Consider the following 22,812-nt stretch of genomic DNA (forward strand, 5'->3'; position numbering starts at 1 on the left):
CCCCTGCCGCAGCCGCCGTCACCGTCCCTGGCCCCCACCAGGTGCGGTGGCGGCGGCTGCTTCGTTAAGCGGCGCCGGGGGGCAGCCGGGGTGCCGCACGCTCGGGCGGACCCCTGTTGCCTCCCCGCGGCGCTCGATAGACTGCGACTGCGCCCGCGCGGGCGCCCACGCTTGCAGGAGGGATCCAAACATGTCTGAAAACAGTGAGTTTGATCGAACGGCAGCAGAGAAGCAGCACGGCACCGCCCCGGTTCCGGCTGCCGCCGAAGAACCGGCGACCGAGGGCGACGCCGGCCAGTACGTCGAGGGCGACTACGGCCGGGCGGGCGTTGCGGGGGAGAATCCGGCAGCGGCCCCCGAGGGTGAATATGCAGAAGGGGATTACGGCCGGGCCGGAGTAGCCAGCGGCTCCACCGTCGGCGCCGAAGAGGGGGACTACCCCGAAGGCAACTACGGGGCGGCGGGCGCAACCGGTCCGGACGCCGCCGGCGTCGAGGAGGGCGAATATCCGGAGGGCGACTATGGGGCCGCCGGGGCCGCGGGCGCCCAGCGCACAGGCCGCCGCACCCAGGATGCCGCCCACGACGAACCGGCAGGGCGGGATGGCACCGTCCGGGACGATGCGGGCCGCGAGGAGCTCTAGTTCCGCTGCCGCACCTGGCGCGGGCCCGTTCTCGCACAGCGAAATCACGGCTGCGGAGCGTTTGCGCTGCCCTAAATCCGCTCAAATCCGCGGCTTTGCGGCGCTTCCCGGCCCGGAAGCACCACTCGTAACTCCAAGTTGAGTCGAATGGACTCAACTTCGGATTGACATCCATCCCGGGCTGGGTAAAGTTGAGTGCAGAGCGCTCAATAAGTGGGCGCGCCTCGTTTTCGACGGGCTCGATCGCCGGGTATGGCCCGGCCGCCGGGCACCCGCCCGATTGCCGGGGGCCAGCAAGTTTCCAAGGAAAGAAGGAAGCAACACATGTCACGTGCAGTAGGTATTGACCTCGGAACCACTAACTCCGTCGTCTCCGTTCTCGAAGGTGGCGAGCCCACCGTCATTGCCAACGCCGAGGGTGGCCGCACCACGCCGTCGGTTGTTGCATTCTCCAAGTCCGGCGAAGTCCTGGTCGGCGAGATCGCCAAGCGCCAGGCCGTCAACAACATCGACCGCACCATCGCCTCGGTCAAGCGCCACATGGGCACCGACTGGAACGTCGCGATCGATGACAAGAAGTACACCGCCCAGGAAATTTCCGCGCGCATCCTGATGAAGCTCAAGAACGACGCCGAGTCCTACCTCGGTGAAAAGGTCACGGACGCCGTGATCACCGTTCCTGCATACTTCAACGACGCCGAGCGCCAGGCCACCAAGGAAGCCGGCGAGATCGCTGGCCTCAAGGTCCTGCGCATCGTCAACGAGCCCACTGCGGCTGCCTTGGCCTACGGCCTGGATAAGGGCAAGGAAGACGAGCTCATCCTCGTCTTCGACCTCGGCGGCGGAACCTTCGACGTGTCCCTCCTCGAAGTCGGCAAGGACGAAGACGACTTCTCCACCATCCAGGTGCGCGCCACCGCCGGTGACAACCGCCTCGGCGGCGACGACTGGGACCAGCGCGTCGTGGATTACCTGCTGAACCAGCTCAAGGTCAAGGGCATCGACCTCTCCAAGGACAAGATCGCCCTGCAGCGCCTGCGTGAAGCTGCCGAGCAGGCCAAGAAGGAACTCTCCTCCTCCTCGAGCACCAACGTCTCGCTCCAGTACCTCTCCGTCACCCCCGACGGCCCGGTCCACCTGGACGAGCAGCTGACCCGCGCGAAGTTCCAGGACCTCACCAAGGACCTGCTGGAGCGCACGAAGAAGCCCTTCCACGACGTCATCAAGGAAGCCGGCATCAAGCTCTCCGACATCGACCACATCGTGCTGGTCGGCGGCTCCACCCGTATGCCCGCCGTCTCCGAGCTGGTCAAGGAACTCGCCGGCGGCAAGGAGCCGAACAAGGGCGTCAACCCGGACGAGGTCGTCGCCGTCGGCGCCGCACTGCAGGCCGGTGTGCTGAAGGGTGAGCGCAAGGACGTGCTGCTGATCGACGTCACCCCGCTGTCCCTGGGCATCGAGACCAAGGGCGGTGTCATGACGCACCTGATCGAGCGCAACACGGCCATCCCCACCAAGCGCAGCGAAACCTTCACCACGGCGGACGACAACCAGCCGTCCGTGGCGATCCAGGTCTTCCAGGGCGAGCGTGAGTTCACCCGCGACAACAAGCCGCTGGGCACCTTCGAACTGACCGGCATCGCACCCGCCCCGCGCGGCGTGCCGCAGGTCGAGGTCACCTTCGACATCGATGCGAACGGCATTGTGCACGTCTCCGCGAAGGACAAGGGCACCGGCAAGGAACAGTCGATGACCATCACGGGCGGCTCCAGCCTCTCCAAGGAAGACATCGACCGCATGGTCCGCGACGCCGAGGAGCACGCAGCAGAGGACAAGGCCCGCCGCGAGGCGACCGACACCCGCAACACTGCCGAGCAGCTCGCGTACTCCGTGGACAAGCTGATCGCCGACAACGCCGACAAGCTGCCGGAAGAGGTCAAGACCGAGGTCCAGGCCGACGTCGACGCCCTCAAGGCAGCGCTCGAAGGCACCGACGACGCCGCCGTCAAGACCGCGTTTGAGAAGCTGCAGGCTTCCCAGACCAAGCTCGGCGAGGCCATCTACGCCCAGCCCGGTTCCCCCGACGGTGCCGCTGGCGCCCAGGGTGCTCCGGCCGGCGAGCAGGCGGCTTCCGACGAGGACATCGTTGATGCCGAGATCGTTGACGAAGACGAGAAGAAGTAATCATGCCGCACCACGGTAACGAAGAAGAGCACGGCGACGAGAGCCGTGATGACAGCCAGAAGCCGGTGATCCACGACAACCGCAAGGTTGATCCGAAGACCGGCCAGGCACGCCATCCCGACCAGGAGCGCGCCGCCGCAGGGGAGCCCGATTCCGGGGACGCACTGTCCCAGGCCGAGGACATCCTCAATAGCGTCGAGGTTCCGGCAGCGGAGTCCGTGGCGCAGGGCGCAGGTGCCGGGGAGGCGGAGGAACTGAAGAACGACCTCCGCCGCCTGCAGGCCGAGTACGTCAACTACCGCAAGCGCGTTGAACGTGACCGCGCCGTGGCAGGGGAGATGGCCGTCATCGGCGTCCTCAACGCCCTGCTTCCGGTGCTGGACGACGTCGACGCCGCCCGGCAGCACGGCGACCTGGCGGACGGACCGTTCGCCGCGATCGCCGCGAAGCTGGAGAACGCGCTGAAGACGTACGGCCTGGTGCGCATCGATGAGACCGGCGTGGAGTTCGATCCCACGATCCACGAGGCCCTCATCCAGCAGCCCGGCCCGGATGTCGAGACCGACACCGTCAGCCAGGTCCTGCGCTCGGGCTACAAGTCCGGCGACCGGGTGCTCCGCGCGGCCCAGGTCATCGTGGCCGTCCCTGCCTAGCAGCACGTCATCGAGATGACAGTTCGCGCCGGTGTTTCCCGCAAACATTGGCGTGAACTGTCATCTCGGCACACACTTTTGAAAGGAAACGCCATTGGCTAGCCAAGACTGGGTGGACAAGGACTTCTACAAGATCCTTGGTGTCGCCAAGGACGCTTCCGACGCCGACATCAAGAAGGCCTACCGGAAGCTCGCGCGGCAGCATCACCCGGACACCAACGCCGGGGATACTGCATCGGAGAAGAAGTTCAAAGACATCTCCGAGGCCTACTCGGTGCTTTCCGACGCCGACGAGCGCCAGCAGTACGACGCCATCCGGGCCATGGGCGGCGGCGCCCGCTTCGCCCCCGGCGGCGCCGGCGGGGCGGCCGGCGGTGCCGGCTTCGAGGACCTTTTCGGCGGACTGTTCACCGGCGGCGGCGGACGCCACTCCGGCGGCTACAGCACCGCCGGCGGCATCCCGCCCGAGTTCGCCGACCTGTTTGGCGGCGGCGGCTTCGGCGGCGGTGGCCAGTCCTTCCAGCGCGCACCCCAGAAGGGTGCTGACCGGACCGCGTCCACCAGCATCTCCTTCGCCGGGTCCATCCGCGGCACCACCATCGGGCTGCGCGAACCGGACGGCGAAGTCATCGACGTGCGCATCCCGGCCGGCATCAAGGACGGCCAGAAGGTCCGCGTCCGCGGCAAGGGCCAGTACGGTCCGGCCGGCAACGGCGACCTCATGGTCACCGTCACGGTGAAACCGCACGACTTCTACACCCGCGACGGCGACAACCTGCGCATCCATGTCCCGGTCACCTTCGCCGAGGCCGCCCTGGGCGCCGACATCGAGGTTCCGACCATCGACGGGGACAAGGTCAGGGTCCGCGTTCCCGCCGGCACCCCGTCAGGGCGCACGCTCCGCGTCAAGGGACGCGGCGTCAAGCACACCAAGGCCACCGGTGACCTGCTGGTGACCATCGACGTCGCCGTGCCGAAGAAGCTGAGCAAGGACGCCGAGGAAGCCGTGAAGGCTTTCGCCGCGGCCACCTCCGGCGAGGACGTCCGCGCCGGCCTGGCAGCCAAGGCCCGGCTGTAGGAGTCCTGCCATGGACATCGAGTTCGACCAGCCGATCTTCGTCATCTCCGTCGCCGCGGAACTGGCGGACATGCACCCGCAGACGCTGCGCCAGTACGACCGGCTCGGCATCGTCTCGCCCAGCCGCGCCCCCGGCAAGTCCCGGCGGTACTCGCAGCGCGACGTGAACATGCTCCGCGAGGTGCAGCGGCTCTCCCAGGAGGGCGTCTCACTCGAGGGCATCAAGCGGATCCTGCAACTGGAAAACCAGGTTGCGGCGCTGCAGCGCCGGGTCACCGAGCTGACCGAGGAACTGGGCCGGCGCCGGCAGCCGCTGGACTCCCGCATTTTCGCCGCGGGGGCAGCCGGCGACGTCGTCACATTGGCCCGCGGACAGCGGCCCCGCGCCCGTTCGCAGGCCCTGGTGGTATGGCGGCCGCATGAGACGCCCTGACCGCCTCCAAGTAGTCGGCCCGGGCGAACTGAGTACTCGGTCGCAAATTCGGGTGGCCTAATCCGCATAGTCGGGTACCGCCAGGCAGTGACTTCCCGCCTGCGCGGCCGGTTGAATGGTCTTGGCAGCCGGGTGGCCGCCGAGTGGACAGCCGATATGACTCGGCTCCAGTGCAAAATGTCGGGGGGCACAGCACATGCTTCAGTCAACTATTCCGGACGCAGCAGCGCCGGCGTCCGCAACGATCGCGGGCCGGCCATGAACAGCGGACTGTACGCCGTCGCACTCTTCGGACATTCCCTGCCGGGCCTGCTCCTGCTCACCCTTGGCCAATCCGTTGTGGTGGTCTGCGTCTGTTTCGATATGGTCCGGGCAGTCTCGGTGCCGCGCTCCAGGCGGCGCTACGTAGCCAACACCGTGTTCCGGACGCTGGCGCTTCCGTCCATCCTCTGCATGTCCCTCGTTGTGCTGGTCCATGCCGCGTCCGGCGCCTGGGAACAGGTGGCCGCCGGGGTCTTCGTCCTGGTTGCGGTGATCTTCCGCTGGCACCACGACACGGACGAGGACAGCTGGTGGACGGGCAAGGGCAAGGCCCTGGGACGCTGGCTCCGCAAGAGCCTGCCGGCGCCGCGGGCTGTGGCATCCGCCGCCGTGTGATCCCCGGGGCGCCGGCTCAAAAAATCGCGTTGAGGGTGTTCCAGCCGCCTCCGACCCGCACCCGCACCAGCCACGTGCCGCCACTGCTTCGCGGGTAAAGCCAGAGGCTTCCGGCGCTATCGCGGGCCAGGATGTCCGGTGTGCGGTCACCGTTGAGATCCCCGGGACTCATCAGGGCGGTCATGCCGTTCCAGCCGCCGCCGAGCAGCACCCGGGGGAGCCAGCCGCCCGTGCCGCTGCCGCGGTACAGCCACAGCCGGCCGGTGGCAGTCTCCCGCGCCACGACATCCGCGGCGCCGTCGCCGTCGAAATCGCCCGGGGCCACCAGCGCATTAAAGATGTTCCAGCCGCCCCCGACCCGCACCCGCGGGAGCCAGCCGCCGGCGCCGTTGCCCGGGTAGAGCCAGAGGAAGCCGGTCGCTGCCTCGCGGGCCAGCACGTCGACGCGCTGGTCGCCGTTGAAATCGCCCGGGCCGAGGATGCCATTCATGATCTGCCAGCCATTGCCGGCCAGGATACGGCTGAGCCATCCGCCGGTGCCGTTGCCGCGGTACAGCCACAACTTGCCGGTCGCGGCCTCCCGTGCCAGGACGTCCAGGGGGCCGTCGCCGTTGAAGTCCCCGGGAGTCTCGAGGGCGTTGTACGCGGCCCAGCCGGCCCCAATCCGGATGCCCGGAAACAGCCCGCCGCGCCCCGTCCCCGGGTACAGCCGCAGCTCGCCGGTGGCGGCGACCCGGGCCAGGACATCGTTGTTCCAGTTGCCGTTGAAATCCGCGGTCGCCCCCGAGAGCGCGGAGGCCGGCACGGGCAGCGCGGTAAACGCGTAGGGGGCGCAGGTGAGGTCGTAGTCGCGGACGTCGTCGTACCACTGTGACAGGAAGACCCGGCCGCCGGAGAAGCTGGCCTGCCGGCACCGGTCCAGGGCTTCGGACGGGTAGTCGAGGCGCCCGGCGGTGGCCCAGACCGGCACCCCCGGCAACCTCCACGAGCCGGTGATGTCCTGCCAGCCGGAGGCGAAGGAGTAGAGGCCGTAGGAGTATCCCGCGTCCCGGAGGCCCCGCATCAGGCCTTCCACCACGTACCGGTTCTCGCGCCGTTGCACCGCGGTGGCGGCGGGCCAGGGCTGGGCCGGCCGCGGCTCCACATCGATCCAGACGACGGGTGGCCGGAAGCTCACCCGCTGGAGGCTGGCGAGGGCGTAGCGGGCTTCGGCGTAACCGACGTTGGAGAGCTCTCCGGCCCGGGTACTGGCGGACCACGGCCCCTGCGCGCGGTAGGTGGCAAGCTGGGCGGCGGTGGGGAAAGCCGCCATGGTGTAGGCGTGGGCGCGCTTGTTATTGGTGCCGACCCAGGCCACCTGGCTGGCCAGGCACGGGTTCTCGGTGAAGGGCAGTCCCCGGGTCAGGCCCAGCACCACGAACTGGGTAGTCGCCGGAGGAAACGGCAGGCCCAGGCCGCCGACCGCCGTCGGGCATTGCGGCCAGGAGATGTCATGTCCGTACAGGGTGGCCGCCTGCGCCGGCGGAGCGGTGGCCGGCAGCAGGCCCAACACCAGGGCCAAGGCTGCCACCACCGACGCCAGCGCCGATGCGGGCCGCCGCGGGTGCGCCGCGGTGTCAATGAACCTCATACGCGCGGCCATGGCCACCCGCTCCTTCGCCCAAGCTCTTCCCGATACGCACCATTGGACACCCGGATCGACGCCCTCCGCTAGGGCTGGACGCCCCTGCGCGGACGGGCCGGACCAGCCGTCAGTCGGTGAACAGCCCGGCCAGATCCTCCGCCGTCAGTGCGCCGCCGGAGAGGGCGTCGCCTTCCATCACGTCGGCGAACAGCTGGGACTTCTTGGCCTTGAGCGCCATGACTTTTTCCTCGATGGTGTCCTTCGCCACCAGCCGGTAGACCATCACGTTGCGGGCCTGGCCGATCCGGTGCGTCCGGTCCACGGCCTGCGCTTCGGAGGCCGGGTTCCACCACGGATCCAGCAGGAACACATAATCCGCCTCGGTCAGGTTCAGGCCGAAGCCGCCTGCCTTGAGGCTGATCAGGAACACCGGTGCGGCGCCGTTCTTGAACTCGTTGACGACGTCGGTGCGGTTGCGGGTGCTGCCGTCGAGGTAGCAGAACTCGATATTTTCCTCGATGAGCCGTTCGCGGACCTTGCCGAGGAAGCCGGTGAACTGGCTGAAGATCAGCGCGCGGTGGCCCTCGGCCACGAGGTCCTCCAACTGCTCGAACAACACGTCCAGCTTGCTGGAGCGCACCCCCGAGAGCGAGGGGTCGATCAGGGACGGGTCCAGGCTGAGCTGCCGCAGCAGGGTCAGCGACTGGAAGATCGTGAAACGGTTCTTGTTGACGTCCTCGATCAGGCCCAGGATCTTCTGCCGCTCGCGCTGCAGATGCGTCTGGTAGACCTTCTGGTGCCGCGGGTTCAGCACGACCTCGAGGACCTGCTCCTGCTTGGGCGGCAGGTCGTGGATGACCTGTTCCTTGGTGCGGCGCATCATCAGCGGCCGGACCCGGCGCCTGAGCTTCTCCAGCTGTGCCCGGTCCCCGTTCTTCTCCACGGGCTTCTGGTAGTACTCGGCGAAGCGCTTGGGGCTGGAGAAGAGTCCCGGCGCCACGATCGAGGTCAGCGCCCAGAACTCCATCAGGTTGTTCTCCAGCGGTGTGCCGGTGATCGCCAGCTTGAAGGCGGCCGGGAGCTTCCGGGCGCACTGGTAGGCCTTGGATTGGTGGTTCTTTACGAACTGCGCCTCGTCGAGCACCAGCCCCGCCCACTGCCGGGAGGCGTAGGCCTCGTAGTCGATCCGGAACAGCGCGTAGGAGGTGATCACAATGTCGGCCCCGGCCATTGCCTCGGCCGGCACCGAGCCGCTTTTCGCGAAGGTCTCGCTGATGGCCCGCACCGTCAGGCCCGGCGCGAACCGCGCGGTTTCAGCCTGCCAGTTGCCGACCACACTGGTGGGCGCGACCACCAGGAAGGGCGCCCCGCCGGGTGCGCCGCCGGGCGGGCTGACGACGACGTCGGCCGCGGCCCCGGGGGCGACAGTGGCGGCGACGGCGGACGCGGCGGTCTCGGCGGCGGCGACCTTGGCGGCGCAGATCAGCGCCAGCGCCTGGACGGTCTTGCCCAGGCCCATGTCATCGGCCAGGACGCCGCCGAGCCCGTGGCGGTAGAGGAAGCTGAGCCAGTTGAAGCCCTCGAGCTGGTACGGGCGCAGCTCGGCGTCCAGGGTGTCGGGCAGCGGCAGGCCCTTGACGCCGCCCTCGAGCAGCCCGCCGACGGCCTCGCGCCACGCGGCGGCCTGTTCGTCGACGATGCCCAGCTGTGCCAGCTCGTCCCAGAGCCCGGCCTGGAACCGGCTGATCTGCAGCGGCGCGTCCTTGTTGTCCTGCAGTTCCCGCGCCTCTTCGATCAGGGCGCGCAGCTGGTGCAGCTCGGGCAGGTCCAGGGAGAAGTACGCGCCGCTGGGCAGCAGCATCTTGGTTTGGCCCGACGCCAGGGCGGAGAAAACGGCGGCGAAGGACACCGGCTGGCCCTCGAGCGAAATCTGGATGCCCAGGTCGAACCAGTCCCGCTGGTCGGTGGCCTTGGTGGAGATCGACACCACCGGGGCTTCCTCGGCCTCGCGGTAGTCGGCAATCTCGCCGGCCGTGTCCACGGAAACTTCCGAAAGCTCGCGCAGCTTAGGGAGGACCTCCTCCGTGAAGGCGAGGGTGTCCAGGCCGCTGAGCTCCGCGGACGCCGCCAGCCGCGGAGTGCCCCAGCCTCCGGTAGCCGATTCGCCGAGCTTCGGCACCATGTCCCACGGCTGGCCCACGGTTTCCAGGATGCGGGCCTCGGCGGTGTCGTCGCGGTAGCCGTGGTCGCCGGGGTGCCGCCACAGCGGCTGGGCCGTGACCAGGGTTCCGGCCTTGTAGTGCCACTCCCAGTGCAGCCGGACCCGGTGGTCTGCGCCGTAGTTGGCCAGCAGGGACAGGGTGGGGACGGCCAGGGCGGGCAGCTCGACGGATTCGTCGGAGGCGGTCACCCGGGCGGTCTGCTTGAGCTTGGGATAGAACCCGGTGAGGAAGCGCCCCTCGTCCCGGGACGGAATATGCAGCGTGGTGCCGGCGGTGACGAAGGTCAGGAGTTCCTCGCTGAGTCCGGCCTCCAGGGGTGCGAGGGTGATCGCGGAGTCGCCCGGGGCGACGCCGGGCAGCGCGTCGGCGCCGGAGGTCAGGAAGATGCCGTGGGCCGGGCGGCCGATGGTCCCGACCGATGCCGGATCCACCACCGCGCCCTCGACGGTGATCGTCGGTGCGAGCGCCAGCCCGCCGCCGTCGGCCTCCTCGGCGCCGAGCCGGGTCAGGTTGAGTCCGACGGCGGCTGGCTCGTCGGCCAGCCGTACGGGTTCGTCGCCCCGGCCGTGGACCAGGGCGAGGCCGATCTTCCGGGCCTCGGCCAGCAGGCTCCAGAGGTTCTTGCCGGCGTAAGTGTTCAGTCCCAGCCAGGGCGCGGTGCCGGCGTGCTGTCGGTTGGCCAGGGCCGTGTGCGAGGCGAGGAATTCCTGCATCCACTCCACGTGGGCTTCGTTGCATTCGCGCCGGTAGTTCAGGTAGCTCAGGGTGTTCCAGGAGACGTCGCCCCGGATCCACTTGCCCTTGGCCCCCATGATGACGGGCCGGGCCTTGAGCTGGCGGACGCTGCGCAGCGGGTCCCGGCGGCCCGTGTAGGAGAAGTGTGGGGCCGGTTCCTCGATCTCGAACTGCAGTGCCAGCGGCACGCCGTTGGTCGACTGGGTGATCCCAGGCCGGGCGATTAGCGGGCTCAGGGCCTGCTCCCAGTCCGGCAGGTCCAGCGCCGAGGGCTGGCGCGACAGCCGGGAGGATTCCGCGGGCGCGAGCAGCTGGACGCGGGTCGCCGGGTTGTCCTCGGCGGCAAACAGCAGGGCCGCCACGTGCTTGCAGTCCTTGCGCACCGGGCAGCTGCAGACACCGACGGTGCAGCTCCAGCCGCCGCCCTTGCGGACCAGCTTCGCCGTCGTCGAATACGGCACGTCCGCGCCGCCGCGGACCTTGCCCAGCATCAGCCCGGTGGCGGCGTCGAAGGAAATCCCGGAAACCCGGCTCCCCATGGCGTAAGCAAGTCCGGCCGCGAGGGAGCGGTCGTTGATTGCGGGGGTCTGTATTGCCAGTGCCGCACTCTCGTCCGGATGGGATGGCATGTGCGCACTACTTCCAGCAGTTGGTCATCTGATCCATCTTAGCCAGCCTGGCGGTGCCCGGAAACTTCGCCTGACGTTCACCTCGCGCTCGGACGCCCCGGAACCGGGCGGGCCTACCGTGGAAGGGACCGGAGCAGCGCCCGCCACCACCGTGAGGATCCCCATGAGCACCAGCCTGACCCAGAGCCCGACCGCCACCAGCCATGCCCCGGTGCTGACCAGGGAGAGCCTCAACGGCGGCAACGTGGACATCGTGGACAACAACGTCGACGTCGTCAACGCCATGTACGCGGAACTGCTGGATGCCGAGGAAATCGCGGCCAACGCCTTGCGCAGCTATTACGTGGACTTCTATCTGACGCAGTCGCTCGGCGGCGGCTTCGCCCAGTACGTCTTCACCGTGCCGGAGCGCGAGGAGATCGACGAGTACGTCCGCGAAGGGCTGGCCGGCATGGGCGCCGCCGCGCACCTGGACCTGTTCAACCGCAGCGTGGCTGCCTATGACTCGCTCTCGGAGGAGGAAGCGGAGGCCTATCTCGACGGCGACGCCGAGCTGGGTGGTGAAGACGGCGGTGCGGCGGCGGTACCCGAGGCGGTCCAGCTCCTGGAGCAGCTCGACGACGGATTCGAGCCGCTGCTGGAAACCGAGGACATTGTCGCGCTCAATGCCGCCTGGCTCCGCGGCCAGCCGGACCTGCTGGTCCTGGACGAGGACGAACTCGACCGGCACATCCACGAGCGGGTGTCCCGGATCCCGAACCTGTCGGAGCGTCAGGCAGCAGCGGCCGAGGAGGAACTCAGCAGCGCGCCGGAGTTTGAGCTGATCATCCGGGAGCTCTGCGAGCTGGCCGGACACACCTTGCTCAAGATCACCATGGGCGACCCGAACCATGACCACCACGGCGAACGCGTCCTGGCCTGGCACTTCACCACGGACCAGGGCGAGTTCCTCATGCTGGAGGACGACGAGGAGGCGTACATGATCCACCCGGAGACCCGGGAGATCGTGGCCGCCGTCGAGTTCGAGGACGAGTCCGACGACGGCCTCGCGTCCGGGGCCTAGTAGCCGCCGCCAGCGGCGGAAGTGATCATTTCACCGGCAGGGTTGACGAGGTACCAAACGTTCCCGACGCCCTGGCCGGTGGTGTCACCGGGCGCCCGGTCCTTGGCGTAGTAGTACAAGGGCATCCCGTTAATGGTCAGTTGCTTCTTGCCGTCCGGCGTGGGGATGGTGCCCACCTTGCCGGTGACGCCTTCCGCCGCCGGTGCGTCGGAGCCGGCAAGCACCGGCGGCCAGGCGGCGATGCAGGAACCGGTGCAGGCACTCGTGCCGGAGTCCTTGGTGTCCTTGGTGAAGAGGTAGACGCTCATGCCCTTGGCGTCCACGACCACCTGCCCGGCGCTGGTCGCGGCAGTCTTAAGCTCAGCGGCCGACGCCGGGGCGCTGGACCCGGAGGTGCCGGTCGCCGAAGTTGCCGGCGCCGGGGAGGCAGCCGCTGTGGTGGCGGAGGCCGCCGTTGTGCCGGCAGCCGGCGCCGGCGTCGTGGTCCCGCTGCCCCCAGCGCAGCCGGAAACGACGACGGCAAGAGCGAGGGCAGACAGGGTGGCGCCGAAGTGCTTTGTCATTGTTGGCTCCTAGGCTAGGTGCCGGCCATCTCGCTGTCCGGCTAGCTGTTACGACGGCGGCGGGTGAAGAATGGTTCAAGGGTGTTCCGTTGAACTTTCGGGCCGGCGTGTACGTCCTAGTGGGGCAGAGGGACCAAGCCCGGGAGGTGCCGCATGCCGCTGGATGAAGACGTGGTGGCCGCGATCTATCGCGAGCACGGAACGGCGCTGCGGCGGTTCGTCCTGGGCGCGTGCCACGACCCGCAGCTGGCGGACGACGTCGTGCAGGAAACGGTGCTGCGCGTCTGGCAGCAGGCGCCGCAGATCACCGGCAGCCTGCGCAGCTATCTATTCCGGACCGCCCGCAACATCATGATCGACAACTACCGCAAGGCCCAGCGCCGGCCGCGGGAGGCCGCCGAGCGTGAGGTCGCCGACCCTGCGGGCGCCGCGGAACGCGTCGATGAGCTGCTCAACCGGGTCCTGATGGAGGAGGCGTTGCTGCGCCTCAGTGCCGAGCACCGGGACGTCCTGGTCGCCCTCCACTACCGCCGCTTCACCGTCCAGGAAGCCGCCGCGCACCTGAACATTCCAGCCGGTACGGTGAAGTCCCGGGCCTTTTACGCGGTGCGGGCCCTGCGGACGATCCTCGACGAAATGGGGGTGCAGCAGTGAACGGAACCGAACTCCACCAGCTGCTTGGCGCGTATCTGCTCGGCGGCCTGGAACCCGGTGAGGCTGCGGCTTTCGAACGGCATCTGGCCGATTGCCGGGACTGCCGCACGGCCCTTGACGAACTCGCCAGCCTCCCGGCGCTGCTCGACGCCGTCCCCGTGCCCGACGCCGTCGCGCTCACCACACTCACGCGGCCCGCCCCGGCCGCCGAGGCTGCTCCGGTGTCCGTCCCTCGGGGGCTGCTGGCCGCGCTCGCGGCCCGCCGGCGGAAGGCGCGACGGCTGTGGTCGGCGGCGCTGGCGGCGGTTGCCGCGGCCTGTCTGGCGGTAGGTTTCCTGGCCGGGCCGCTGCTGGCACAGCAGCCCCAGCCGGACGCCAGTTATTCCGTGGCGGCCGGCAACGGGCCGCAGTTCACCGTCGGCCTCGTGAAGAAAACGTGGGGCACCGAGTTGGCAGTCGATGGCAGGAGCATGCCAGTGGACGGCACCCTCTCGCTCTGGGTGAAGGGCCGCGACGGCGGCGAGGACCGGGCGTGCGCCTGGACGGCCACCCCCAGCGGCAAGGTGCGCATCACCGGGGCCACGCCGCTGCAGCTGGCCAGCATCGCCAGCATCGAGATGCGTAACGGCCAGCAGCAGACCGTCGCGGTCATCACCGTGCCGCCGCGGTAGGGAAGCCCCTACATCCGGGCGAGCCGGGCCCGGACGGCCAGGAAGATGCCGTAGCAGATCAGGCCCGCGCCGACGGCGGCGAGCATGTACATCCCGAGCGGCTGCTCGCGCAGGGCCTTCAGGCCGCCGTCGAGCCCCGTTGATTCCGCCGGGTTCGCCTTCACGGTGGCGATGACTATCAGCAGCCCGGTCAACAGCAGGGCCACACCCTTGGCGGCATAGCCGGCGACACCGGCGACCGTCACCGCGGTGCGGGTGTGCTCGTTGGCGGGCAGGCGCAGGTACTTGAGGAACGATTTCCGGAAGCCACGGATGGCGTACACGACGCCGGTGACCGCGATGGCAGCGCCGATGACGATCAGCAGCAGCACGCCGCCCGGGGCCTTCATGAGCTGGACCGTGAGGTCGCTGGTGGAGCGGCGGTGGTCTGCGTGGGCCCCGAGGGCCACGGACGCCAGCGTGAGCCCGAACCCGGCATAGACCACGGCCTGGAGGGCGGCCTTGAGCTTCTTGCCGACCTTGTCCTTGGTGGGCAGGCGGTTGAAGTCGAACACCGCGTCGCTGGTCTGCCAGATGGCCAGGGCGACGCAGGCCGCGAAGGCGCTCCACAGCAGCGCCGGTCCAGCCGGCTGCTTGGCGAGTTCCTCAACGGCGCCGCTGACATCAGCCTGCCCCTGCCCGCCCATCGCGAGCCGGATCGCGACGAGCCCGATCAGGAAGTGCAGGACGCCGGAAACGGCGAACCCTGCCCGTGCCGCGTACTCGAGCGGCTTGGAGTTGGTGACGTCCTCGGCGACTTCCGCGGCGTCCTTAAGTTCTTTTTTGATGATCGGTCCTTCGCGTCTTCTGGCTCGGCTGGCGCCTTCGTGCCGCCGCTAGCCATGCATCTTCGGTAATCGTGCCACGGGAACCTGCTGCGCAACAGCACTTGTGCCACGCCGGCCGCTGTCCCGGCACCGGGACCGGGCGGGTGCGTGTGTCAGCGGCGCCGGTAGCAGAGGTCGAAGATCAGCCGGCCCGCTTCGTGGGCTTTGTTCTCGAAGCTCGTCAGGATCCGGCCCTCGAACCGAGGCGCCCAGCCGCCGGTCTCATCGACGCCTTCGTTGGGCCCGGTGTGTTCGGTGCTGACCGGCGCGCGGCCCTCCTTGACCGGGGCCCCGCCCACAACGGACTCCACCCCGGACTCCCAGACCTGCGTGAGCGGGCTGTCAGCGCCGCTGCGCTCGCCCTCGTGCAGGTTCTCGAAGTCGGCGGAGCCGGCCAGGACCTCGCGCACGTGCACGGCGTAGTTGGACCAGTCGGTCGCGATCCGCCAGATACCGCCGGGCTTGAGCGCCCGGGCCGCGAGCTCGGCGAAGGCCGGCTGGATAAGGCGCCGCTTGTGGTGCCGCGACTTGTGCCAGGGGTCGGGAAAGAAGACCCAGATCTCGGTGACCGAGCCCGCCGGGAGCATGGTGGCAAGCACCTCGGGGGCGTTGGCCTCCACCACCCGGACGTTGCTCAGCCCGCGGCTGTTGATCTTGATGAGGGTGTTGGCCAGGCCCGGGGTGTAGACCTCCACGGCCAGGAAGTCCTTGTCCGGGTTCTCCTCGGCCGCGTGGCAGACGGCGTCGCCCAGCCCCGAGCCGATCTCGACAATCAAGGGAGCCGTCCGGCCGAACTCGGCCTCGGCGTCGAACACGTAAGCGGGGTGCACGGACGTGTTGGCGATGTGCCGGGGGACCTCCACCGCCCACCGGTCCGAGTGCTCTTCCCACGCGGCCTGGCGGCGTCCCTGCAGGCGGGTGCCGCGGCGTACGAAGCTGACCGGCCGGCCGCCGTAGGTGCCGAACGATGCCTGGCTGCCGGGAGTAACCGGGCGGGGAGGCTGCGGCGTCTGGGGGGATTCTGGGGATTCGCTCATCACTCCCAGAATAGTGGAGTTCGCGCAGGCCCGACGGACCGGGGAACCACCATACGGCCACGCGGAGGACGGTCCGGGCGTCCATGCGTCGCTCCGCCATTCTTTCGAAGCGGCGCCCCGCGCCTGCCAGAATGGGTCGGTGACGACACCTGGAAACGCACCCGTGCCCGCCCGCACCGCTGCCGGCGGCCACCCGCACCAGCGGCTGGATCCCCTGGTGGACGCGGAGATCGACGACGTTCCCGCCGCGGAGCCCACCCTGCTCGGCAGCCGCCGCGCACTGGCCTATTTGGGCGTGTGCCTGGTGCTGATCGGACTGAACCTGCGCACCGTCTTCTCCAGTTTCGCCGCGGTCCTTCCGGAAGTGACGGCCGACGTCGGCCTGCCCGGCTGGGCCGTCGTCGCGCTGACCACGGCGCCGGTGACCCTGCTTGGTGTGTTCGCCCCGCTCGCGCCGCGGCTGGCCCGCCGGTTCGGGGCCGAACGGGTGCTGCTTGGAGCCATGGCCGTGCTGACCGCAGGCCTGCTGCTGCGCCCCCTGGACGTACCCGGCCTGGGCCACCTGCCCGCGCTCCTGGCCGGCACGGCAGCCTGCGGCGCTGCCATCTCACTCTGCAACGTCCTGCTTCCGGGCCTCGTGAAGCGCGACTTCCCGCACCGGCTCGGCCTGATGGGCGGGCTCTACACCACCGCGATCTGCGCGTCCGCGGCCCTCGGCGCCGGCTTCACCTACCCGCTGTTCAGCGCGAGCGGCCAGTGGACGGCGGCGCTGTGGTTCTGGGCGCTGCCGGCCGGCGTCGTGCTCCTGCTGTTCCTGCCGCTGGCGGCGGCCCAGCGCCACGGGCGGCACCAGATCGCGGCCAGCGGGATCAACGTGTGGCGCTCGGCGGTCGCCTGGCAGGTGACCGGGTTCATGGTGCTCCAGGCCATGATGTCCTTCAGCGTTTTCGCCTGGCTGGCGCCGATCCTGCGCGAGCGCGGGGTCGACGGCGGTACGGCCGGCCTGATCGTGTCCGCCTCGATCGTGCTGCAGATGCTCGGCTCCCTGTTTGCCCCCGCCCTCGCCGCCCGGCTCCGGGACCAGCGCGCCATCAACACGGTGGTGGCGCTGATGACCGGCGGCGGGTTCGCCCTGAGCATCTTCGGCCCCCTGGACCTGGTCTGGGTGTGGACCGGGCTGCTGGGGTTGGGACAAGGCAGCCTCACCGCGGTGGCCCTGACCATGATCATGCTCCGCACCCGCGACGGCCACACCGCCGCCCACCTGTCCGGCATGATGCAGGGGGTGGGCTACGGCGTCGGCTCGGCCGGAACCCTGCTGGTCGGACAGCTGCACCAGGCCACCGGATCCTTCGCCGCGGCGGGCGTGCTCTTCCTGGTGGTCGGCTCGCTGGCCGCCGTGTTCGGGTACCGGGCCGGCAAGGATCGTTTCGTCGGCGACTGACGCAGGCACGCCCTGGTGCGCCACCTCAGAGGGTGAGGTCCTTGCCCTTCGTTTCCGGGATGGTGAAGACGAAGACGGCGGAGATGGCGAGCAGCAGCACGGCGTAGACGTTGAACAGCTGCGGCATCTGCAGGCTGGTTCCGAGCCACTGCTGCAGGTAGGGCGCGGTGCCGCCGAACAGTGCCACACAGATCGAGTAGGGAACGCCGACGCCGACAGTGCGGATGCTCGTGGGGAACAGTTCGGCGTAGACGGCCGGAACGATCGCAGCGCTGGCGGCGATGAAGACCAGCATCACGGACATGCTGACGGCCAGCTGCCAGGCGGAGTCCTTGAGCAGCGCGGTCATCGGGAAGTGCATGATGCCTGCGCCGATCGCCCCGGCCCACAGGACCTTCTTGCGGCCGATCCGGTCTGAGAGCTTGCCCCAGAAGGGCAGTGCCGCGATGAAGACGATGTTGCCGATCACGCCGGCCCACAGGGCTTCGCCGCGGTCAATCTTCAGGGCCGTGGTGGCGTAGCTGGGAGCGACAACACCCCAGATGTAGTAGATCACCGTCAAGCCGACCGTCAATCCGATCACCTGCAGGGCCTGCTTGCGGTGGCGGACGATCTGCGGCCAGATCGGAGCGTGCTTCTCCGCCGAGGCTTCGCCGGCAAAGACGTCCGTTTCGTGCAGCCGGGACCGCATGATCAGTGCGTAGAGGCCCATGGCTGCGCCGACCAGGAACGGGATGCGCCAGCCCCACGCGTTCATCACTTCGGTGCTGAGGACCATGTTCAGCACGGCGCCCAGCAGGGTTCCGAACAGGATTCCCACCGTGCCGGAGGTGTAGATCAGGGTGGCCCAGAAGCCGCGGTGTTCCCTCGGCGCCATCTCGGACAGGTACGTCTGCGACGACGGCAGCTCGCCGCCGTGGGCCAGCCCCTGGACCAGGCGCGCCACCAGGAGCATGAGCGAGGCCCACGCGCCGACCGCAGCGAAGGTCGGCGCGATGCCGATCATCAGGCTGCCCACCGAGGCGAGCCCCACGGCCAGGGTCATCGAAGCCTTGCGGCCGATCCGGTCACCGATCCAGCCGAACAGGAAGCCGCCGAAGGGCCGGGCCACGAAGCCGACGGCGAAAATCGCCAGCGTCGACAGCACCGCCGAAGCGGGATCGGCCTTGCTGAAGAGCTGGCTGGCGATGAATGGCGTGAACGTGGCGTAGATGGCCCAGTCGTACCATTCGACGGCGTTGCCGATGCCGGTGCCGATGATTGTCTTGCGGGTGGAGGTCCGGGTTGCCGTCGGCATGGACGCGGTTGCTGTCATGGTCTTCTCCCTCAGGGGATGGGGCTAGGAAAGGGTTGAGCCGGCGGCCGTGGCCGCGGCGGGGACGTTGGCTGCCGCAAGTGCGGCAAGCCGGGAAATGGCGAGCTCCGCGTAGAGCGCGGCACCGTCGGCCAGCACACCGTCGTCGAACGTCGCGTACGGGGAGTGGTTGAACGCGGCGGTGGCGTGGTCGGCGTCGCGGGGGACGGCGCTCAGCCCGATGAAGGTGCCGGGGACCTCGGCGAGGACCCTCGAGAAGTCCTCGGAGCCGCTCAGCGGGGTGGCCCAGCGGGCGAGCCGGGAGTCGCCGAACAGGCCCTCGATGACGGTTTCCGCGGTGCGCGTCTCGTCCTCGTCGGTGATGGTGAGGGGGTATTCCTGCTGGTAGTCGACGTCGACGTCGAGGCCGTGCGCCGCGGCGATGCCCTTCAGCAGGCGCGGCACGGTGTCCATCATTTTCTGCCGGGACTGCTCGGAGAAGGTCCTGATGGTGGCCTCGATGCGCGCGGTTTCCGGGATGATGTTGCGCTTGGTGCCGGCCTGGAGCACCCCCACGGACAAGACAACGGGGTCGAACATGTTGAACTGGCGGGTGACCATGACCTGGAGGGCGGTGACCATTTCGGCGGCGGCCGTGACCGGGTCCTTGGCGGAATGCGGGGCCGAACCGTGGCCGCCGGCGCCGAGCACGGTGACCATCAGTCCGTCGGAGGAGCTGAGCATGACGCCCGGCTTGGTGCAGAAGGTGCCGTGCGGTTCCAGCGCGGAGAACACGTGCATGCCGTAGGCAGCGTCCACGCGCCGGCCGGCGGCATCGAGCACGCCCTCGCGGATCATGTGGCCGGCGCCGTCGAAGCCCTCCTCGCCGGGCTGGAACATCAGCACGACGTCGCCAGCCAGCCGGTGCCGCCGCTCGGCCAGGAGCGTTGCGGCGCCGGTGAGCATGGCGGTGTGAAGGTCGTGGCCGCAGGCGTGCATGGCGCCGTCGACCCTGGACGTGAAGTCCACGCCGGTTTTCTCCTGCACCGGCAGGCCGTCCATGTCCGCGCGCAGGAGTACCGCCGGTCGGGTATCCACGCCGTTCCCGGCCGCCTGGCCGCGCAGAACCGCGGTGATGGACGTCGTGTCCGTGCCGAGGGTGACCTCGTAGCCGAGCCCGTCGAGTGCCTGGAGCACCTTCTCCTGGGTGCGGGGCAGGGTCAGTCCGATCTCGGGCTCCTGGTGCAGCTCGTGGCGGAACCGGGCAAGGTCAGCCTGCATTTCCCGGGCGTCTGCGGTGATCGGCACATGTTCTCCTATGTGGTGGGTTCGGCTTTCTCGTCTATTCTGAAGTGACGTGGTTCACAGGCGGCCAAAGGGCTGGAAATATGCAGGAACTGATCTGCATCACAGTTTTTGTGCATGAGTGAAGGAGTGAATGGTGGAACTCAGCGAGGACGACCTCGCCCTGATCAACGTCCTGCAGATCGCGCCGCGCCTGAGCTGGGCGGATGCTGCGGAGGTGCTGGGCGTCCACGCCACCACCCTGGCCGCCCGCTGGGAACGGCTGCGGGCTTCGGGCGTCTCCTGGATTACCGCCCACCTGATCGGCGACCCCCATCAGATGTGCCTGGCGTTCGTTGCCGTTGACTGCGAAATGCACCGGCGCGCTGAAGTCACGGCCAGGCTCGCCAGGATGCCGGAAATCATCACGGTCGAGGAGGCGGCCAGCAACCGGGACCTGATGCTGACCGTTATCACGCCCTCCCTGGACGAGTTCAGCACGAAAGTGATCCAACGGCTGAAGGAGATTGACGGCTTGCTCAAATATCAGACCGCGCTGTGCACCAGGCTGCACGCAAGCGGCGGGTCCTGGCGGCTCAACGTGCTCAGCCGCGCACAGCAGGCCGCCGTGAAGGCAATGGCCGGCCCCGAGGCCACCGGCGTCGCCCCGACTGCCGCCAGGGAGAGCCTGCCGGCCAGCCACCTGGCGCTCCTGCCGTTCCTCGCCAAGGACGGCCGGGCGACGGCGGCGGAGATCGCGCGCGGACTGGGCAGGCACCCGGCCACCGTCCAGCGCCAGCTGAACCGGGTGCTCGCGAGCGGGATCCTGTCTTTCCGCTGCGAGGTTGCCCAGAGGTTTTCGGCTTTCCCCGTCACTTGCCAATGGTTCGTCAACGTCCCGGCCGGCCGGCACGAGGCGGCGGCCGCCGAGCTGAAGACGATGCGGAATGTGCGGCTCAGCGCTTCCACCACGGGTCCCACCAACTTCGTGATCATCATGTGGCTGCAGTCCCTGGCGGATGTCATGGGCATCGAGTTGGCGCTTCAGGAGAAGGTGCCCGGGATCGAGCTGGTCGAAAGCGTCGTCATGCTCAGCACGGTCAAACGGGTGGGCTGGATGCTGAATCCGGATTCCAGGGCGAGCGGCGCCGTGGTGGTTTCGGCCCAAGGGCTCGACGCGCCCGGGTGAGCATTTCGGTGATGGCCGGGGACCGCCCGGCGGGCTGGGCGCTCCGTCCCGGCTGGGGCACCCGCCCGGCACCCCTCTAGTAGGCTGTGGCACGTGCCTCAAATAGACCCTCCCGTACCGGGCACTGATACCGCCCCGGATACCGGCGGCATCTTCCACCGCCGCTACCTGCTGGTGACCCTGGGCGCCCTGGCCCTCGTCTTCCTGGCGGCCTTTGAATCGCTGGCGGTAACCACCATCATGCCGCTGGTCAGCCGCGAACTGGATGGCGCCAGCCTTTACGCCCTCGCATTCGCCGGGCCGCTGGCGACCGGCGTCATCGGGATGGTGGCCGCCGGGAACTGGTCGGACCGGCGCGGCCCGGTGGGCCCGCTCTATGCTTCCGTGGCGCTGTTCGTCCTGGGCCTGCTGATCGCCGGATCGGCCGGGACCATGGCCATGCTCCTGGCCGGAAGGCTGGTCCAGGGGCTCGGCGGCGGCGCGGTGACGGTGGCCCTCTACGTGGTGGTGGCCCGCGTCTATCCGCCCGTGCTGCACCCCAAGATCTTCGCCGCCTTCGCCGCGGCCTGGGTCATTCCTTCGCTGGTGGGCCCCTTCGCCGCCGGGCTGGTCGCCCAGTTGGCCAGCTGGCACTGGGTCTTCCTAGGTGTGGTGGGGCTGGTGGTGCCGGCCCTGCTGATGATCGTCCCGGCCCTGCGCGGACTCTCCGGCGGCGCCGAGGACGGCGCGGCGTCGCCCAGACCGTGGGACTACGGCCGGCTGGCCTGGGCCGGCCTCGCGGCGCTCGCCGTGCTGGGGCTGAACCTGTCCGTGGAGCTGCCGGCGGCCGGCTGGGTGCTGGCGGCGGCCGCCGTCGTCGTCGCGCTGGTGGCCGTCCGCCCCCTGGTGCCCAGCGGGACGCTGACGGCCCGCCGCGGCCTGCCCGCCGTCATCCTCGCCCGCGGGCTCGCGTCCGCGGCGTTCTTCGGCGCCGAGGTGTACCTGCCCTATCTGCTGGTGGAGCGCTATGTCTTCTCGCCCACCTTCGCCGGCCTGACCCTCACCGGTGGAGCGCTCGCCTGGGCCGCGGCCTCCGCGATCCAGGGCCGGCTCGGGGCCAGGCTGGACCACCGCCGCGCGATCAGGATCGGCTCGGCGCTGGTCCTCGGCGCCGTGCTGCTGGCGCTGGCGACCACGCTCCTGGCGTGGCCGGCCGCCGTCGCGATCACCGGCTGGATCTTCGCCGGCGGCGGGATGGGGCTGATGTACCCGCGGCTGAGTGTGATGACCCTGGCGCTGTCCACGAAGGACACCGAGGGCTTCAACAGCTCGGCAATGTCCATCTCCGACTCCCTCGGCGGCGCCCTGGCGCTGGCCGCGACGGGGATCGTCTTCGCGGCGTTCACGACGGCGGCCGGCACCGGCGTCGCGCCCTTCGCGGGGGTCTTCGCGCTTACTGCGGCGATCGGCGTGGCGGGCGTGGCGGTCGCTCCCCGGGTGTCCGGATCCGGGCGAGCCTAGGCGCCGCAGGCCCGCCCAACTGACTCGCAATTGTTGTCGTTATGAGCACGCAAAACGACAACAACTGCGAGCTAGTTGGGAGGCCCTGAAAACGGGAGGGCACGCGCAGATGCTAGACTGGAGGAACTTGATGTGCAGTGATGCCCACTTTGGATTCGGTTTGGTCAGCCTCGGTTCACCGGCCGGATCCCCTGCAGGATTCCTCCGGACTCCAAATGCAGGCCGTGGGCTTTATTCATGTGAGAGGCACATCCTGCGTCGATGAACGCGTTCTATTTGGTCCCGGCGGCCTGCAAAACTTTGCAAGCGGCCCGGTTGATCACCTGACTTTTCTTCGGCGAACCCCTGGGCCAACCGGCACCGGGGGCCGATATCCGCTTGGATACCGC

19 protein-coding genes are annotated in these 22,812 nt (G+C 69.1%); 12 read left to right on the forward strand and 7 right to left on the reverse strand.

The genetic code is table 11. The features are described 5' to 3' along the window. Positions 1-190: 190 nt before the first annotated feature. The 6 genes from AC1DGE_RS03540 (at position 191) to AC1DGE_RS03565 (ending at position 5,648) form a co-directional block, all read left to right on the forward strand. Positions 191-643, forward strand: a complete 453-nt coding sequence (locus AC1DGE_RS03540; protein ID WP_441416603.1) for a hypothetical protein — start codon at positions 191-193, stop codon at positions 641-643. A 324-nt stretch (positions 644-967) separates the two neighbouring features. Continuing rightward, entirely contained in the window at positions 968-2,827 is a 1,860-nt protein-coding gene (gene dnaK, locus AC1DGE_RS03545; RefSeq protein ID WP_175322345.1) for a molecular chaperone DnaK, read from the forward strand. Between the two features lie 2 nt (positions 2,828-2,829). After that, the gene (locus AC1DGE_RS03550; protein WP_476909223.1) at positions 2,830-3,480 is read left to right on the forward strand and encodes a nucleotide exchange factor GrpE; all 651 of its coding nucleotides are present in this window, start codon (positions 2,830-2,832) and stop codon (positions 3,478-3,480) included. Between the two features lie 94 nt (positions 3,481-3,574). Beyond that, on the forward strand, positions 3,575-4,558 hold the full coding sequence (locus tag AC1DGE_RS03555) for a DnaJ C-terminal domain-containing protein (RefSeq protein ID WP_441416605.1): 984 nt from the start codon (positions 3,575-3,577) through the stop codon (positions 4,556-4,558). Between the two features lie 10 nt (positions 4,559-4,568). After that, entirely contained in the window at positions 4,569-4,991 is a 423-nt protein-coding gene (locus AC1DGE_RS03560; protein WP_441416606.1) for a heat shock protein transcriptional repressor HspR, read from the forward strand. A gap of 258 nt (positions 4,992-5,249) precedes the next feature. Continuing rightward, the gene (locus tag AC1DGE_RS03565) at positions 5,250-5,648 is read left to right on the forward strand and encodes a hypothetical protein (protein ID WP_441416607.1); all 399 of its coding nucleotides are present in this window, start codon (positions 5,250-5,252) and stop codon (positions 5,646-5,648) included. Between the two features lie 16 nt (positions 5,649-5,664). Here AC1DGE_RS03565 and AC1DGE_RS03570 read toward each other — a convergent pair whose 3' ends face one another. Together AC1DGE_RS03570 and AC1DGE_RS03575 are read right to left on the reverse strand one after the other, a co-directional pair. Then, positions 5,665-7,290, reverse strand: a complete 1,626-nt coding sequence (locus AC1DGE_RS03570; protein WP_476916917.1) for an FG-GAP repeat domain-containing protein — start codon at positions 7,288-7,290, stop codon at positions 5,665-5,667. A gap of 109 nt (positions 7,291-7,399) precedes the next feature. Next, on the reverse strand, positions 7,400-10,858 hold the full coding sequence (locus AC1DGE_RS03575) for a DEAD/DEAH box helicase (RefSeq protein WP_476909225.1): 3,459 nt from the start codon (positions 10,856-10,858) through the stop codon (positions 7,400-7,402). Between the two features lie 163 nt (positions 10,859-11,021). On the opposite strand from AC1DGE_RS03575, the gene AC1DGE_RS03580 reads away from it, so the two are divergent. Next, on the forward strand, positions 11,022-11,921 hold the full coding sequence (locus AC1DGE_RS03580) for a DMP19 family protein (protein WP_476916918.1): 900 nt from the start codon (positions 11,022-11,024) through the stop codon (positions 11,919-11,921). Here the strand turns inward: AC1DGE_RS03580 and AC1DGE_RS03585 are convergent. Continuing rightward, entirely contained in the window at positions 11,918-12,484 is a 567-nt protein-coding gene (locus tag AC1DGE_RS03585) for a COG4315 family predicted lipoprotein (protein ID WP_476909227.1), read from the reverse strand. The two genes, AC1DGE_RS03580 and AC1DGE_RS03585, sit on opposite strands and share 4 nt — an antisense overlap. Before the next feature lie 153 nt (positions 12,485-12,637). Here AC1DGE_RS03585 and AC1DGE_RS03590 point away from each other — a divergent pair, with 153 nt between their 5' ends. Together AC1DGE_RS03590 and AC1DGE_RS03595 are read left to right on the forward strand one after the other, a co-directional pair. Continuing rightward, positions 12,638-13,138, forward strand: a complete 501-nt coding sequence (locus AC1DGE_RS03590; protein ID WP_441416612.1) for a sigma-70 family RNA polymerase sigma factor — start codon at positions 12,638-12,640, stop codon at positions 13,136-13,138. Beyond that, the gene (locus AC1DGE_RS03595; protein ID WP_441416613.1) at positions 13,135-13,809 is read left to right on the forward strand and encodes an anti-sigma factor family protein; all 675 of its coding nucleotides are present in this window, start codon (positions 13,135-13,137) and stop codon (positions 13,807-13,809) included. The genes AC1DGE_RS03590 and AC1DGE_RS03595 overlap by 4 nt, the downstream gene beginning before the upstream one ends. 8 nt (positions 13,810-13,817) lie before the next feature. Here the strand turns inward: AC1DGE_RS03595 and AC1DGE_RS03600 are convergent, their stop codons facing one another. After that, a complete protein-coding gene (locus tag AC1DGE_RS03600; RefSeq protein ID WP_476917051.1) occupies positions 13,818-14,636 on the reverse strand; it encodes a DUF1206 domain-containing protein in 819 nt (272 codons plus the stop codon). A 152-nt stretch (positions 14,637-14,788) separates the two neighbouring features. Next, a complete protein-coding gene (gene trmB / locus AC1DGE_RS03605) occupies positions 14,789-15,712 on the reverse strand; it encodes a tRNA (guanosine(46)-N7)-methyltransferase TrmB (protein WP_476916919.1) in 924 nt (307 codons plus the stop codon). Positions 15,713-15,875: 163 nt separating this feature from the next. On the opposite strand from trmB, the gene AC1DGE_RS03610 reads away from it, so the two are divergent. Beyond that, a complete protein-coding gene (locus tag AC1DGE_RS03610) occupies positions 15,876-17,156 on the forward strand; it encodes an MFS transporter (RefSeq protein WP_476892279.1) in 1,281 nt (426 codons plus the stop codon). 25 nt (positions 17,157-17,181) lie between these two features. On the opposite strand, the gene AC1DGE_RS03615 is transcribed toward AC1DGE_RS03610, so the two are convergent. After that, positions 17,182-18,471 carry an MFS transporter gene (locus tag AC1DGE_RS03615; protein ID WP_476891911.1) on the reverse strand — a complete coding sequence of 430 codons (1,290 nt, stop codon included), beginning with the start codon at positions 18,469-18,471 and terminating at the stop codon, positions 17,182-17,184. Between the two features lie 24 nt (positions 18,472-18,495). Continuing rightward, positions 18,496-19,758 (reverse strand): M20 metallopeptidase family protein, encoded by a 1,263-nt coding sequence (locus tag AC1DGE_RS03620; protein WP_476916920.1) that lies wholly within the window; start codon positions 19,756-19,758, stop codon positions 18,496-18,498. A 130-nt stretch (positions 19,759-19,888) separates the two neighbouring features. Between AC1DGE_RS03620 and AC1DGE_RS03625 the strand changes: the two genes are divergently transcribed. Together AC1DGE_RS03625 and AC1DGE_RS03630 are read left to right on the forward strand one after the other, a co-directional pair. Further along, a complete protein-coding gene (locus AC1DGE_RS03625) occupies positions 19,889-20,923 on the forward strand; it encodes an Lrp/AsnC family transcriptional regulator (protein ID WP_441416617.1) in 1,035 nt (344 codons plus the stop codon). A gap of 93 nt (positions 20,924-21,016) precedes the next feature. Further along, the gene (locus tag AC1DGE_RS03630; RefSeq protein ID WP_476909229.1) at positions 21,017-22,423 is read left to right on the forward strand and encodes an MFS transporter; all 1,407 of its coding nucleotides are present in this window, start codon (positions 21,017-21,019) and stop codon (positions 22,421-22,423) included. Positions 22,424-22,812: the final 389 nt, after the last annotated feature.

The organism is Arthrobacter sp. 05N425, assembly GCF_056397125.1.

Coding starts and splice junctions, on each gene's coding strand:
- AC1DGE_RS03575 (WP_476909225.1), bottom strand. CDS start 10,858: ATGCCATCCCATCCGGACGAGAGTGCGGCACTGGCAATACAGACCCCC.
- AC1DGE_RS03590 (WP_441416612.1), top strand. CDS start 12,638: ATGCCGCTGGATGAAGACGTGGTGGCCGCGATCTATCGCGAGCACGGA.
- AC1DGE_RS03580 (WP_476916918.1), top strand. CDS start 11,022: ATGAGCACCAGCCTGACCCAGAGCCCGACCGCCACCAGCCATGCCCCG.
- AC1DGE_RS03560 (WP_441416606.1), top strand. CDS start 4,569: ATGGACATCGAGTTCGACCAGCCGATCTTCGTCATCTCCGTCGCCGCG.
- AC1DGE_RS03585 (WP_476909227.1), bottom strand. CDS start 12,484: ATGACAAAGCACTTCGGCGCCACCCTGTCTGCCCTCGCTCTTGCCGTC.
- AC1DGE_RS03550 (WP_476909223.1), top strand. CDS start 2,830: ATGCCGCACCACGGTAACGAAGAAGAGCACGGCGACGAGAGCCGTGAT.
- AC1DGE_RS03565 (WP_441416607.1), top strand. CDS start 5,250: ATGAACAGCGGACTGTACGCCGTCGCACTCTTCGGACATTCCCTGCCG.
- AC1DGE_RS03615 (WP_476891911.1), bottom strand. CDS start 18,471: ATGACAGCAACCGCGTCCATGCCGACGGCAACCCGGACCTCCACCCGC.
- trmB (WP_476916919.1), bottom strand. CDS start 15,712: ATGAGCGAATCCCCAGAATCCCCCCAGACGCCGCAGCCTCCCCGCCCG.
- dnaK (WP_175322345.1), top strand. CDS start 968: ATGTCACGTGCAGTAGGTATTGACCTCGGAACCACTAACTCCGTCGTC.
- AC1DGE_RS03625 (WP_441416617.1), top strand. CDS start 19,889: ATGGTGGAACTCAGCGAGGACGACCTCGCCCTGATCAACGTCCTGCAG.
- AC1DGE_RS03540 (WP_441416603.1), top strand. CDS start 191: ATGTCTGAAAACAGTGAGTTTGATCGAACGGCAGCAGAGAAGCAGCAC.
- AC1DGE_RS03570 (WP_476916917.1), bottom strand. CDS start 7,290: ATGGCCGCGCGTATGAGGTTCATTGACACCGCGGCGCACCCGCGGCGG.